This is a genomic window from Acinetobacter pittii ATCC 19004 = CIP 70.29 (assembly GCF_000369045.1).
GTDB lineage: Bacteria > Pseudomonadota > Gammaproteobacteria > Pseudomonadales > Moraxellaceae > Acinetobacter > Acinetobacter pittii.
The window spans coordinates 613,961-628,877 of the sequence record NZ_KB849790.1; the positions used below are offsets into that span (position 1 = coordinate 613,961).

Consider the following 14,917-nt stretch of genomic DNA (forward strand, 5'->3'; position numbering starts at 1 on the left):
CATGATGGATGTAATAGTTTTTATGATCGGTACTTAGCTTGAATCATCAGCATAATAATGACGAGTAGCGAAGGTATTGCAGCAATCACAAATAAATGGGTAATGACCAGAAATTGAGAAAGATACCCACCAAATAACGGCCCAATGACCGAACCCAAACGGGCAATTCCGATACTCCAGCCCACTCCTGTAGTACGAAGTGAAACTGGGTAATAACTGGCAGACAGTGCATTAATGGCAGGTTGCCCACCAACAATGGCAAAGCCAGCAATAAAAATGATAATAAATAATAAAACAATATGGCTAACAACATAGCCAATTAAAGCAACACTAATCACTGCAACCAAAAAAACAGGAATTAATACTTTATAAAATCCTGTCTTATCGATTTTAAGGCCCATCACAACACTACCAACCGTACCGCCTAATTGTAGAGTGGAACCGATCAACAATGCCTGATTTAATGAAAGTCCTGACTCTTTGGCCAAAGTCGGAAGCCAGTTTGCCAGAAAATATAGACTGATCATATTTAAAATACTAATGATCCAGATGGAATAGGTAAAAAACGCGCGCTGATTTTTAAACAACTCAAGCGGCGACTTTTTAATCTCAACTTCAGTGTTATTGATGATTTTTATTTCTGAATTAAATGTTAATGTGGGATAAAACTTCTTTAACCAAAATAAAATCTTAGAAGTATTTTTATTATCTTCACTCAAAAAATATAAAGATTCTGGCAGCTTAAAGTATGTGATAAAGAAAATAATTAAAGGAACAATACCGCCAAAATAGAAAATTGCCTGCCAGCCTCCCCAAGGAACTAATAAGGCGGATATACCGCCCCCTAACATTGCCCCTACCGTATAGCCACAAGAAATGACCATCATGGTGAAAATACGAGATTTGAATGGAACAATTTCGGAGCTATAAGCCATAACATTTGGCATGATTCCTCCTAAAAAAATTCCTGTAACAAAGCGGATTGCAGTCAATTGCTCAATATTGCCTACATGTGGTGTCACTAGCATCAATACCGAGAACATAAAAGTCGAGATCAGTAAGATGGGACGGCGGCCAAAACGATCAGAGAGTGAACTTAATAAAAATGATCCGACAAATAAACCAAACAAGCTGGCGCTAAACACAATTCCTAGCATGGATTTTTGAACGCCCCATTCTTCTATAATCATTGGAGCTGCGTAAGCCATGGACTGAATGTCATAGCCATCCATAATCATCAGTAATAAACAGGTGATCAGAATAAATTTTTGATAGCGTCCAACTTTCTGCTGATTGATCAAATCACTTAATGCAACTTCTTTCATGGTATTCCCTTCTCCATGACATGCTTTAAATTAATTCATTTTAATTATGCAATACGTAATCAATTTACGATTAACGTAAAATAAAATAGCAATAATATGCCAATAAAGTCAAAATATTATTTTTTTACAATATAAACAAAAAGTTAGATCGGATGATTTGATTATGTCGAAGTAATGAGCTCATCTTATTGCACAGGAGCTATGGTCTGCTCATCTAACAAAAAACAAGCAAACCAAACATTCTATTAATTAAATTATTTTTGGATTCAAACAGATGATAAAAAACAATCGAAAAACTTTTCCCTCTCATCCGTCTGATCTGAGCTTAAGAGCTAAATCACTCCCCTCAATCAGTATTCTTCTTTTCAGCAGAAGATCCATTACTTGATGGTTCAGAAGAGCCCAAAGCCATACTTGAGAACACGCCATCGCGATAAATCCATGCATGTAATAACGCAGCAGACAGATGACCAATAACCACAGCAAATAGTAGCCAAGCCAAAATTCCATGTAGAGTACGGAACCAAGCGTAAAGTGTAGAGTTAGTGGGTGCTATAGGTGGAAGATCCCAACCCGGAAATAAAGTTACAGGCCAATTACCTGCTGATAGCGTAGCCCATCCGAGCAATGGCAAACTAAACATCAAAAGATAAAGTAGCCAATGTGATGCGTGGGCAATAAACGCCTGCCAGCGTGGTACAGTCGGCGGCAAAGGTGGAATTGGAAAATAGAGTCGATTTATTAATCTAATGATGACCAATAATAAGATTGCGATTCCTAAAGGACGGTGAATATCGATTAACCACGGACGCCAAGTGATTGAGGTTGTCATTCCCACACCAATAAATAGCATGGCCAAAATCGCTAGCGCCATAAGCCAATGTAGAATTCGAGCAGTCAAATTAAAATGACGTGGAGCATTATTGTTAGATTTGTTTTGCATGGCTGATCTCTCCTATTTGCCCACGGCATCCGTTGCTTTGCCAAATCCAATTTCACGTAAGCGAGCATTGTAAGATTGTGAATAGATGCTTGCTCGTGCGGCGAGTACCGGATCATCTGATAACTCAATTCCGGGTGGAACTAGTGTTGGGTCAAAGTTGATATCACGGCAAACGCCATTTACCTGTTCAGTTACATTTTTGACTTCCAATGTTCCTGCTATCACTTCTTTGCGTTCTTTTGGCCAAGGTTGAGATGGGTCATTCACTGAGTCTCCCGGCTCGGCAAGTTGCAAAACTAAATCCCAATATAGCGGCCCTTCAGCCAAACGTTTTTTGATGTCTTTAAATAAGAAATCATGGCCAGCTTGATCACGTTGTTCTTTCGTCAGACTAATAAATTTTGAATGAGGACGCATAGACCAACGGACTGGCTGTTCTTGTCCATTAGCGGCCCGCAATATAAAAGCATTTACGACATAAAATTCTGCACCGCTGAAACTACCGGTTAATGGCATCTTTGCCTTCTGCTCAATAGACTTACGCGCTTCTGGATATTCTTTTAAGAAAGCCTCAACAAGGGCTGGATCAGGTTTGCCAGTAGCTGGAACTGGTTTAAATGCTTTTTGCTGCGCTAAAAAACCTTCAGCATTTCGTGTAGGGAAATAGGGAAAGTTATTTAATTTCATGCGCCATTGTGAATGATCAGCTGCGGAAAGTAATAAAGCCATACTTACTGTTGCTGTCGAATTATCTGCCGCATGCGGGTTACCACTTCCAATAGAAAATCGGCCAATCGCGGGTATATCAGACTTGGCAAATACCGTGGCTTTAGAGAGTGCCGCCGCCGCACCATTACTGTGGTAAGTACCATCAAAACAAATACCCTTACCGTGTGCACGTCGATATCCGGGATCAAAGTTATTTAATGAGTCTCCCAAAAAAGTTTTGCTTGTGGTGCGATGTCCAAATAGGCCGGCGACCCAAGCAAATGCCAATACTAAAGAGCCCGCGATTACAGCAATACCCACGAATCGCAGCCAATACTTCTTTAGAGTTTTAAAATTCAAATTATTCATTCTTCATCCTGTGTAAATTGTATGGCTGCATCCCTAAAAAAGAGTTTGGTCATGTAAAAAGAGTATTACTTACATTGATGGAACCAAATTCAAAATTAGCTGAGTAAATAAAATCTCAAAAGTTCTGGATCCAATAGAGATAAGCCTTAATATAATATTTATTTCCCGATCATATAAGGTACGCACCTCGGGGTTAGTATTCATCTTATTAACATTTGAATGGAGATAAATAAAGCATGGGAACGAAGAATCTAGAAGCTCCCACATTGACCGAAAGAGTCCGAAGAGGTGATCTTTTTACTGGCGAAAATAATTGTCAGTCCCGTGAAGTATTTGCTCATGTAACAAGTCTCTGGGGAGTGATATGTCTAATCGCTTTGCGTGATGGCACACATCGTTATAGTGAGTTACGCCGTAAAGCAAATGGAGTCAGCGAAAAAATGCTTACTCAGACTCTCCAGCATTTAGAAAAAGATGGTTTTATACGTAGAACTTCTTATCCAGTTGCCCCGCCCCATGTCGAATATGATTTAACGTTATTAGGTGAAGAAGTCGCTAAACATGTTGCAGCACTTGCGGATTGGTTAGAGGTTAATCTTAACGATATTAAAGCAACTTCTTTAACAAGTGATGATTGATAGCAAAGTTTCTAACTTACAAAATCTCTTACACTTACGGGTCCTAATCATCTTTTACGGCTAATAATAGTTTTTAGATTTTTTAAACATAATCAAGCAACTGTTCTCATAAACAGCTGCTTGAGATTTTTCATTTATAAATAAAAATTAGCGTTTCTCATCATGAAGTAGCCAAACTTTTTTCATTTTTTTTATAATCGTCAGAATCAAAATAGCTTCTAATCATATTGGCGCTTTCTTCTGACCTTCTTCTTTCTTCTTCTAGATCAACTTTAACTTCTTGTCTGGCTTGATATTCAGCAGGAATCAAGCTTGCGAGTGGTGGAAGCTTAGGTCTGCCTCCAACTGTAATTCTTTCAATAAAGCCCGCTAACCACATAACGTATTCAAGCTTATTTTTATATTTGGGCATTAAACTGATATCTAGCTTAACTACGCACTTATCAGGCGGTTTGTTTAGGCATTCTTCAAAATCAATGTAATTATTTTTTAGTTTACATGAAGAACCCTTGAGCTCTTTTCTTATCGCACTTACTAAGTTATTGAGTTGCTCAATAGTGCTTTCAGAAAATAAATTCTTTTTCTCGCATTCTTCGTAAACCTTTTCGGCGATAGCTATAAATTTTGTCATCCCTATTTCCCTTTTATTATAGGCATTCTTATATCTTTTGCCTTTTAAGGAAGTATGATGAATTAATCATTACAAAATGTAAGGGATTTGAGTTATTAAGTAATTAATATGAAACTTTTGCAATCTATTACCCAAACCGTCCGCATCGATAAAAATTAATGACTAATAGACCACAATGAATAAAGATTTATTAGTCTCTGTTAGACATAAATTGTATAGAGATCTATCACTTTTTCTCTCTCATCTGTCTGGCCTGTGCTTAAAAGCTGAATAATTGTGCCTTCAATCATATATAAAAATAGTTTTGCATCCTGAAAAGTCGCATCCTTTTTGAGTGCTCTAAGCTGACTATAGATTTCATTAATGAGCCACGTTCTATATCTCACCGTGGTTTGATAAGCTTTTGAATACGTCAGTTTTGTTTCAAACATGGCTTTAAACAATAAATAGTACAGTCCCTCTAAATCGGTATGTAAAAGATAAAGTTTCTTAAGTTTTTCCTTCACGCTTGCGCTTTGGTCGTACTCAACAATTGAAACCACTTTTTCTTTTAAACGTTCTTTTTGTACAATTAAACAGATTTCAATAAACCGCTCTTTTGAATGAAAAAAGTTATAAAAAGTCGCTTTGGTAATTTTTGACTCTTTCACAATTCTGTCAACCCCAACCGTATGAAAGCCGTGATGGTGAAATAAATCAATCGATGTATTAATAACTTGAATAGCACGTGTTGAGAGAACTAACTTTGGCATAGTTTTACCGTTATAAAAATTTTTGTTGTATATAAATGAGATAAAAAACCTGTGCCCTTTCTGGGAGAAAAAAGGCACAGCAAAGCCTATAAAGACTGTGCTTGGCACATCTCAAGTTTTATTGTTGATTAAGTTTTAAGACGAAATAATTTAAAGCCTGAAAACCTTAGGGGTAATCAAACTGCTCTAAATGTTTAAGCTGTGTCGTGATAGCTTATGGCAAGGGCTGCCAAGAAATAATGGATGTGCAAAGCCAACTCCTTTTTATTGGGAGTTCTGCCGACATGAATAGAAATTATGGTGGCAGAACGAAAGAGGGTTGACGAACTGGTCACACGAGGCCAGCACACCCGAAGGTGTCCCCCTTCCGTCCTACCGCTACGAGAGGGAGACGAAGAGCTGCACAAAACTATCCCTCAGAAGGAATAATTCTGATACTCGTGTGAGAACGGTTCGTCAAAACCGACTGGCAATGTGGCCAGCAGGCAAAGGATAGTGCTCTGCCGTTTAGCAGTCAAGCACACAAAATGACATTTGTTTTAAAATAGATCATTAAAGAAGTAAGGCTAAATAATGAATAAGTTATTGTTAAATTGGGGTTTATAAAATAGTGAAATTATGATTCATAATGAATGTATTAAGTTGAAAACAACTGTCGAGCATTTTGATAAAACTAATAAAATGCTATAAAAATACTTATTCATACTTTGTGCATAAGACTCATAACTAACATCATTTTTACAGAAAGGCCACTATGGAAAGACTAACAGACTCTAAAAGATTAGAAAAAGATGTACAAATTGATATCCATAAACGGCCAATTAAGATCGCTTTTATTATATCGGATGAAGAAAATGAAACTAACCATTTAATTCTTGATGAAATTTTTAAATATTCTTATACCTGTTGGGGTGGAGCAAGGTTTTTAATTCTCCCGCTTAACTCTAATGAAGAAAAATACTTAGACTGGTTAGCCTTCTATGATGCTGATATTGTTTATAGCTATATACAACTAACTCATGAGCAAATTCAAAAAGTTGAAAAAATCAACTCTCCTGCTCATTTAATAGAACATAATTTTGGAAATGAAAAAAAATTTTTCTCTGTAAATATACCTTTCTATGCCCCAATAAAATCTATATCTACAATTTATAGCCCTTATATATTTAGTTATTTGAGAAATAAAGTAACAAATAATCCAATAAGCCTAATTTCACAATTTTCGCCTGAGTTCGGAGACCGTTTCATAACTGATAATTTTGGCAATCGATTAGAGTTAAATAGTTATCTTAATAGAATTACAGAAGTTTTTGAAACATATTGTCTTTCATTAGAAGATATTCCTCCTAATAATCATGTAGGAACTGCAGTGGTAAAATCTAGAACAGAAATTTTAGATTTTTTAGCAAACCGAGAAGCTACTACAGTTGCTCATTTAGCAAGAATTCATTCTGAATCGATTGAAACTATCTTTGAGTATACTTTTAGTCTTTCATTTTCAATAGTCATAGGCTCTAGCCTTAAAGAACGAATATCATTCTGGAATGTAAGACATTTTTATGATGGTTCAAGTGACTCAATAAATTCATTAATCATTAGTGAAGAACAATCTAATGACGAAAATTTTCTAAAATCTCTTGGCAAATACTTAAGTAAACTAAATTTTTTAAATTCTGGATCAGGACCATATCAAGTTTCATTATTTTCTCAATCTATAGCAGAAGAAAAACTAAAACAAATAAGAGATAAACTGCAAAAATTTACTTATAATTCAATAAATGTTCCCTCTTATTACTCTAAAACAATCATACCAACTGATTACTCCGAAGTTAAATATTCGATTTCTATTAAAGATAATTCTGTATTATCTATTTCAGAAAACCCATCCTCAATTTCTATCAATGGACCTAAACATTTAAGATATATACCTTTAAAGTTTCAAAATCATGGTTTTGGAGACTTTGCTATAGAGTGTGGTATCGATCGGCATAATAATTTATCTATGTATTCAAATGTCATAGATAAATGGATTTTACCTAAAAGAGCATATTTAGCTAAAATCTTTGGAAATAAATATGGACGTATAAGTAAAAGTAAATTTCCTGTTTTAATTGCAGGAAAAAATTCCAGCCCATTTAGAAGAAGTATTGAAAATGAAGATTTTCATATCAATATATCCCTACCTGATGACTTAGTTGCTCTTAATATCTTATTAACTAATAAAAACAATTACTCTCAATTAGATTTAAGAAGTAATTTAGATAAATCAAATATTTCACATATAAAACATTCAGATAAAGGCAAAAATTTTAACGGAGTAATTTCATTATTTAAAAAACTTCATATTGCTTCAAACTTTTTAACTAACAGGCTATGGAAAGATGTTTTTGAAGATGCCTCATCCAGAAATAAAAAAGAAGATTACATATACACTTTAGATAGACTTAAAGCTTTTCAGCAAAAATACAGAAATGATAGTCATTTAAATTTTATTAAAAATCAAATGGAATTTAATAAAAGTTTCCACTCATCTCAATATTTAACTTCATGTTTTAAAGATGCTCTTGACGATCTAATAAAATTTAAAATTTTCCATCCCATATATACGTGGAACTGTAGATATTGTGGTTATAAAAATTTAAAAACTGTTGATTCTCTTAAACTAACTAATAATTGTGAAATATGTAGTGAGAATCATACAATACCAGTTGGTGAAGAATTTTCATGGGAATATTTACTTAATAAATTTGTTCATAAAGTAATATTTGAACATAGTGGCCTACCTGTTGTGTGGGCTTTAAATTACATCCAAAATATAAGTTATATGAACTCTTTCTTATATTTACCCGAAGTTAATATTTACTATAATGATAAGAAAACGAATCATCTTAATGAAATTGATTTATTAGGTATATATGACGGTAACTTTTTTGCGGGAGAAGCTAAACGCACAGCAGAATATTTTTTAACTGATAGAGAAACAGATAAATTCATAGAATTAATAAAATATATATCTCCAGATCAAGCTTTTTTAGCTTTTGATAAATATTCTGAAGATGATTCAAAAATAGAAGAAACAAAATCTAATTTAGAAGATTTCAAAAAAAGATTTCAAACTCAATTTAGCAATATTAAACTTACCATTCTTACATTTGAGGACTTTTTGAATTTTTCAACACCAGTTATTAATTTTGGAACTCATGGAAAAAATGTATATACTTTTTTTGAAAAAATTGATTCACAATAAAAAAATGTATACCTCTTTATTTAAATGAATAAATTGTTTTTTGGCATTTATAAAGAGCTATAAATTAAAACAGCCGAGTGGGAACAAGTTTTGAGCTGAATATACACAGATGTTGTGTATATTGCCGCTTTGAACCCAGAAAATAATTTGTTCTTAAACTTATTTTTTCACAGGAAGTAGTAAAACAGGGTCTTCAATATCGTAACCAGTTTCTTCTGGAACCCCCAGATATTTAACGACAACTAGTCTCTTATTGTGTTTAGGCACACTATAATTTTGGGAAATTTTTATTGCTTTGGTGTAATGAACCGCAACATGGGTCTTACTTTGTAAAGACGGCGATTTTACAACATATTCTGTTTTATATTGCGTGATCTTTCCTGAAGGATCAAACCAAGCCGATACCTGATTCTGATGAGTTTTTAATGTTTGAATTTTTACGGTCTTACTATTACTTACGGTCAAAGGGACTAAATTTTTTTTAATTTTATTGAGAGCCTTATCAAATGCTCTACTATCTTGATCATAATCAATCTTATGTGTTTTTGGATTGATATAGAGAGATTTAACTTCAATCAGTTTATCAGGCGATTTACTATTTAATAGATAATAATAGAGTTGTGGTAGACGTCCTCGACCATCTTCATAATGTCTTAATACATAAAGTTTCTTCTCTTTTTGCTGATAGCCCAATACTTCAATTTTTTGTCCACCACCCACTGTCGCATAGCTATGTGCGGATAAGGTAAGAATCGTGCTAAAAGTTAGAAATTTTAGAAATTTCATAAGTTCATATCCTTGTGATCTTGTAATCATATTGTATAAATATCAATCAGATTAAAATGATACTTGAGTAAGTGTTACTTACTGTTTTTATATTCTTTGTACAGAAGTATAAAGCTTAAAAAAGAGGCCGAAGCCTCTTTATTTTTAACCCACTTAAAATTAGTCATCAATCATGGCGAACTCTTGTTCAGGCGTACCTTTCACCAAATGATGACGGCTATATAACAAGTAATAGAGTATAAATCCGACATAAATCAGTGCGGCCAATAACCAAACTTTTGGGTTCACCATTAACCCTGCAACGACAGCAACAGCAGCAAGAATCAAGGCGATACAAGACGTCCACATTCCACCAGGCGTTTTATACGGACGTGGTAATTCAGGGCGAGACAAACGTAATTTAATATGTGAGAGCATCATCAACACATAAGAAATGGTTGCGCCGAATACTGCCATTAAAATGAGTAAGTCACCCTCACCTGTTAAAGAAAGTAAGAAGCCAATAATGCCCGGAATGATAATGGCCCAATATGGCGCTTTATTTTCATTGGTAAGCGATAAGTTTTTTGGCAAATAACCCGCACGTGACAATGCAAAAATCTGACGCGAATATGCATAAATAATTGAGAAGAAACTTGCGACAAGACCCGCAAGACCTACAAAGTTAACAAAGCTCGCTAACCACGTGTGCTGACCATACACCGCAATGAGTGCATCAACTAAAGGTGCCCCTGAATTTTTTAAAGCATTTGAACCCGCTGCGCCTGCACCCAAAAATAAAATTAAAAGTGCAAACGATGCCAATATCAACATTGACCCAATCAGGCCTCGTGGCAATGAGCGTACTGGATCTTTTGCTTCTTCGGCTGCTAGTGGTACCCCTTCAACTGCAAGAAAAAACCAGATGGCATAAGGTACTGCGGCCCATATTCCCATATAGCCAAACGGTAAAAAGTGACTTGCACCTGCATGAGCGCTGACTGGAATATCAAATAAACGTGCACTGTCAAAATGTGGAAGCATCGCAATAATGAATACGACCAGTGCAATACAAGCAACGGCGGTAATTCCAAACATGATTTTAAGCGCTTCACCTGCACCTTTAAGATGAATGCCCATGAAAACTAAATAGCAAATTAAATAAACAGCCCAACCGCCAATTCCAAAGAGTGATTCGCAATATGAACCGATAAATACGGCAATCGCAGCAGGTGCAATTGCATATTCAATTAAAATCGCAGTCCCTGTGAGGTATCCTCCAAAAGGACCAAATGCAACGCGGGCAAAACTATAGCCACCGCCAGCGGTAGGTAACATCGTTGACATCTCAGACATTACAAAGCTCATGCAAAGATACATAAACGCGACGATGACTGTTGCAATAAAGAGTCCTCCCCAGCCGCCTTGTGCTAGCCCAAAATTCCAACCCGCAAAGTCACCCGAAATGACGTAAGAAACACCTAGCCCCACCAAAAGTAACCAACCTACTGCCCCCTTTTTTAACTGACGTTTTGCAAAATACTCTGCGTCCTGTTGTAAAGCACCAACATCTACGCTTAATTCAGACTCTTTCATTGTCGTATTGCCTTATCGACTAAATTTACACCACCAATAGTTGCGCAAAAGATATTCATAAAACTTGACAACAAAACATCTCCCCGACCACTTGAAGTCAAGTTGATTCATTTTTTCTTTTATAAGATCGACGGCATCTCAACACAGAACGTGTTTAAAAATTAAATTGAGGAGTTGGGTTATGTCTGTAGAACAAAATGAATTTTTAAGCCAAGTTCAATTACAAATACTGGCAGAACAAGCAATTAAGCAATATCCATCAGAGTATCAAGGACAGGTCAAACTGCTATGTCAGTCTGAAAATGCAACCTTTCAGATTTCAACTGGCTCTACCCGATATGCACTTCGAATTCACCGTCCCAACTACCACAGCAAACTCGATATACAAAGTGAGCTTGAATGGTTAGATGCTTTAAATGCGAGTGGTATTCAAGTTCCTGTTGCGATTGCAGATCAATCCGGTGAGCGTGTCATTACTTTAAAACTATCGAATGATATTTATCGTTATGCAGTCCTTTTCAACTGGGTTGAGGGCGATATGCCAACTGTTGAAGTTGACCCCACTGCATTTGAGCAACTAGGACAAATTACCGCAAAGTTGCACGTACATAGTAAGACATGGCAAGCGCCTGAAAACTTTCAACGTATCGTGTGGAACCATGAAACTATGGTCGGTGCAGATGGACACTGGGGAAACTGGAAAAATGCACCTCATTTAAGACCTCAAGATCACGGCGTAATTGAAGAAGCGATTGCACAGATTTCGAAAGATTTAAATTTCTTTGGCAAAACCCAAGAACGTTATGGCTTGATTCATGCCGATTTGCGTTTAACTAATCTATTACTACAACAAGAACGTATCGGCGTGATCGATTTTGATGACTGCGGCATGAGCTGGTTTATGCATGATCTCGCCGCTGCAATTAGCTTCAATGAACATTATGCAAATGCACCTCATTGGGTTGATTACTGGTTAAAGGGCTACGAGCGCGTAGGCCATATTCAGTCTGAAGAATATGAAATGATCCCAACTTTTATCATGCAACGCCGCATTCAAATGATGGCTTGGAATGGTTCTCACGCACAAACAGAAATGGCTCAAAGTCTTGGCGATCAATGGTCCAATGAAACTGTGCGTCTGTGTAAAAAATATCTAAACGGACAAATGCCTGTCGGAATTTGAAAAGTGATTTAGATCGCTTTTCTTCATTTTCAATTTTTAGTTTTTAAATTTTATAGAATTTAAAGGAAGGGTTTATGCAAGCTACCCATCAACTGAGCAAAGTTGCCAAAGCACTATTACTCACCAGTAGTTTGGCAAGTATGATTGCTCTAAGCGCATGTAATTACAACCCTCTACAAAGTACATCTCCCACAGTCGCTATTCCTAAAAAGGAATATATCCAAAAAGGTCAATGGGACGCTTTTAGCTTTGACCAACTTAACCAATTGATTGCTACTTATGGAAAAGATAGCCCAAACTATAATCCTGAAAAACGCCCATATATTGTCACTGACTTTGACAATACCTCGGTATTTTTAGACATCGAAGAAGCAACGTTAATTTATCAGCTTGAACACTTAGCGTTTAATGTCACGCCAGAGCAGCTAAATCAGATTATTCGCAAAGGAATTAGCTCGCAAAATTTTGAAGCAGCCTACAATAACCAGCAAGGCCAAGTCGTCAATATTGATAAAATTGCCCCAGATATTATTGCCAGCTATAGATGGCTTTATCACCACTATAGCGGTCTAAAAGGTAAACAGAGTCTGGATCAAATTAAACAAGATCCACATTATCTCGATTTCATTACTAAAATGAGATATCTATATGCGGCAATTGGAGACACGTTTGATCATGAAGTTGCATATCCGTGGGTCACTTATTTATTTACTGGGCTTACCGAACAACAAGTCCGTAATTTGGTGAAAGCAACGGTGGCTTGGCAAATGCAGCAACCGATTGGACCCGTGACATGGAACTCTCCCGCTGCACTTTCGGGTCAAGCAGGCGTTGTGAAAACCACTTGGGAAAATGGTTTAAGACCATACCGTGAAATGCAAAATCTATTTAAGGCCTTTCAGGATAATGGCATTGATGTCTATGTCTGTTCGGCATCTTTTATTGATGTGATTAAGGAAATTATTTCTAATCCAGAGATTGGCTATAACATTAATGAAAAAAATGCCTACGCCATGGAGTTAGAACGAGATGCACAAAATCGAATTTTACCCGAGTTTCGTCATGGCTATGCGCAAACTCAAGGTAAAGGCAAAACTGCAACCATCCAGCGTTTTTTAGTCTCTGAATATGGTTATGGGCCAATTTTTATCGCAGGTGACAGTGAAGGCGATCAAAATATGATGCAAGATTTTGCAATGACTCAGAAGGTTCTAATTATCAACCGATTGCGCAGCCCAAGCTCTGATATTGGAAAGTTTTCTCAGCAGGCTGTGCAGGGCTATGGTCAAGCCAATACTAAGTTTTTACTACAGGGCCGCGATGCCAATACAGGTCAATTTAGACCTTCAATGGCCAGTTTAAGTTATGGTGCGCAAACGGCAAAAACTACAAAAAATTAGTATTTCACTTATTTTCTCATGCCTACAATACATGTTGTATGCATGAGAAGCCGCTTAATTTCTTGTTTTAGTTCTGCCCTTTTTGCCTATCTCTAATGCATTTTCTGCCTTCTTTTAGTTCGCTACCCAACCTAAAGATATCTTCTTAAAGAATCAAACCTGAAACTTAAAACAGCAATACATAAACCATTATTTTATAAATAGTTTTAACCACACAAAATCATGGACGTAAGCAAAAACTGGTATGGCTTTTGCTTAATATAATAATAGTTAGGAATAAATATCATGAGACTTGACATGTTACATCTCAATCCAGCTCATCTTGTCGATTCAAATATGTGTAATCAAGGTGTATTGTCTGCAGCCGCCTCTGGATTAAGCGAGTTTATTCATCAAAAAGGTGCAGATGTTGATCGTGTTTTAGGAATTAGTGGTATTAATCCTGAACTTCTAATCAGCCCAACGTTGAGCTTACAACTGCCCAATTATTGCAAGGTGCTAGAACAGGCAGCATTGGTTTCAGGTTGTGATAATTTTGGTTTGCATTATGGTCAACAGTTTCAACCGAAATCCTTAGGGCTCATTGGGTACATTGGTCTTTGTTCAAACACATTAGAGTCTGCACTCATGAACATGACCAATAACTTTTATTTGCATCAGAAAGATACCCTCAATCGAATGGTCGATTTAGGAGATAGTTGGCGCATAGATTATCAGGTTCAACACGGCGCGATTTTAACTCGTCGCCAAGATGCAGAACTGACTATGGGCATGTTTATGAATGTGATCCGTGAAGTGATGGGCCCTCATTATTCACCACGCGCAATTCACTTTGAGCATACTCGACCTGAATTCTGGCAAGAACATAGCAAATTATTTAACGCGCCTGTTTATTTTGATCAACCATTTAACTCCATCATCATTTCAAAAAAAGACGTCCAGCATACTATGCCGGGGCGTGATTCTATTTTATTAACAGTGATTCTAGATACGTTGCACCTACTCAATCGCGCTTCACCAAGTCAATGTCTTGCTGATCAAGTTCGCTCTCACATCCAACTTGAACTCAGTGAAGGTGAACCAAATCTTGAAAAAATCGCTCATGATATTGGTTTAACGAGTTGCACCCTTACCCGCCGTTTAAAAAATGAAGGATTGACCTTTACCCATTTAGTCGATCAGGTTCGTTGTGAATTGGCCGAACATTATATTAAGCAGAAAAATATTCCAATTTCAGAAATGGCATTCTTATTAGGTTACTCAGAAGTAAGTGCTTTATCTCGTGCATTTAAACGTTGGTTTGGTGTTACCCCACGTCAATTAAGACACTAAAACATCGCAAATACAGGCCTTGAATAAA

Annotated in this window: 12 protein-coding genes; 5 read left to right on the plus strand and 7 right to left on the minus strand. The window is 36.3% G+C overall.

What is annotated here, in order from left to right:
• Nucleotides 1-20 precede the first annotated feature (20 nt).
• The 3 genes from F928_RS15460 to srpA all read right to left on the minus strand — a co-directional run bounded on the left by F928_RS15460 (nt 21) and on the right by srpA (nt 3,345).
• Nucleotides 21-1,325 carry an MFS transporter gene (locus F928_RS15460; protein ID WP_005076816.1) on the minus strand — a complete coding sequence of 435 codons (1,305 nt, stop codon included), beginning with the start codon at nt 1,323-1,325 and terminating at the stop codon, nt 21-23.
• Between the two features lie 346 nt (nt 1,326-1,671).
• Entirely contained in the window at nt 1,672-2,268 is a 597-nt protein-coding gene (locus tag F928_RS15465) for a cytochrome b (RefSeq protein WP_005076818.1), read from the minus strand.
• 12 nt (nt 2,269-2,280) lie between these two features.
• A complete protein-coding gene (gene srpA, locus F928_RS15470) occupies nt 2,281-3,345 on the minus strand; it encodes a catalase family peroxidase (protein WP_005076819.1) in 1,065 nt (354 codons plus the stop codon).
• A 236-nt stretch (nt 3,346-3,581) separates the two neighbouring features.
• Between srpA and F928_RS15475 the strand changes: the two genes are divergently transcribed.
• Nucleotides 3,582-3,983 (plus strand): winged helix-turn-helix transcriptional regulator, encoded by a 402-nt coding sequence (locus F928_RS15475; protein WP_005076821.1) that lies wholly within the window; start codon nt 3,582-3,584, stop codon nt 3,981-3,983.
• A 160-nt stretch (nt 3,984-4,143) separates the two neighbouring features.
• Here the strand turns inward: F928_RS15475 and F928_RS15480 are convergent, their stop codons facing one another.
• Complete coding sequence (locus tag F928_RS15480; protein WP_005076823.1) at nt 4,144-4,614, minus strand: hypothetical protein; 471 nt, start codon at nt 4,612-4,614, stop codon at nt 4,144-4,146.
• A 200-nt stretch (nt 4,615-4,814) separates the two neighbouring features.
• Nucleotides 4,815-5,366: a TetR/AcrR family transcriptional regulator gene (locus F928_RS15485; RefSeq protein ID WP_005076829.1), complete on the minus strand. Its 552-nt coding sequence runs from the start codon at nt 5,364-5,366 to the stop codon at nt 4,815-4,817.
• Nucleotides 5,367-6,120: 754 nt separating this feature from the next.
• On the opposite strand from F928_RS15485, the gene F928_RS15490 reads away from it, so the two are divergent.
• A complete protein-coding gene (locus F928_RS15490) occupies nt 6,121-8,613 on the plus strand; it encodes a hypothetical protein (protein ID WP_005076830.1) in 2,493 nt (830 codons plus the stop codon).
• 159 nt (nt 8,614-8,772) lie between these two features.
• Here the strand turns inward: F928_RS15490 and F928_RS15495 are convergent, their stop codons facing one another.
• Both F928_RS15495 and eat read right to left on the minus strand, forming a co-directional pair.
• On the minus strand, nt 8,773-9,399 hold the full coding sequence (locus F928_RS15495) for a hypothetical protein (protein WP_005076831.1): 627 nt from the start codon (nt 9,397-9,399) through the stop codon (nt 8,773-8,775).
• 159 nt (nt 9,400-9,558) lie between these two features.
• Nucleotides 9,559-10,974: an ethanolamine permease gene (eat, locus tag F928_RS15500; protein WP_005076832.1), complete on the minus strand. Its 1,416-nt coding sequence runs from the start codon at nt 10,972-10,974 to the stop codon at nt 9,559-9,561.
• Nucleotides 10,975-11,155: 181 nt separating this feature from the next.
• Here eat and yerI point away from each other — a divergent pair, with 181 nt between their 5' ends.
• The 3 genes from yerI to yesN all read left to right on the plus strand — a co-directional run bounded on the left by yerI (nt 11,156) and on the right by yesN (nt 14,889).
• Complete coding sequence (gene yerI / locus F928_RS15505) at nt 11,156-12,157, plus strand: phosphotransferase enzyme family protein (RefSeq protein ID WP_005076833.1); 1,002 nt, start codon at nt 11,156-11,158, stop codon at nt 12,155-12,157.
• Between the two features lie 74 nt (nt 12,158-12,231).
• Entirely contained in the window at nt 12,232-13,557 is a 1,326-nt protein-coding gene (locus F928_RS15510; protein WP_005076835.1) for an HAD family hydrolase, read from the plus strand.
• 297 nt (nt 13,558-13,854) lie between these two features.
• Nucleotides 13,855-14,889: an AraC-like transcriptional regulator QhpR gene (yesN, locus tag F928_RS15515; protein ID WP_031944595.1), complete on the plus strand. Its 1,035-nt coding sequence runs from the start codon at nt 13,855-13,857 to the stop codon at nt 14,887-14,889.
• Nucleotides 14,890-14,917 lie beyond the last annotated feature (28 nt).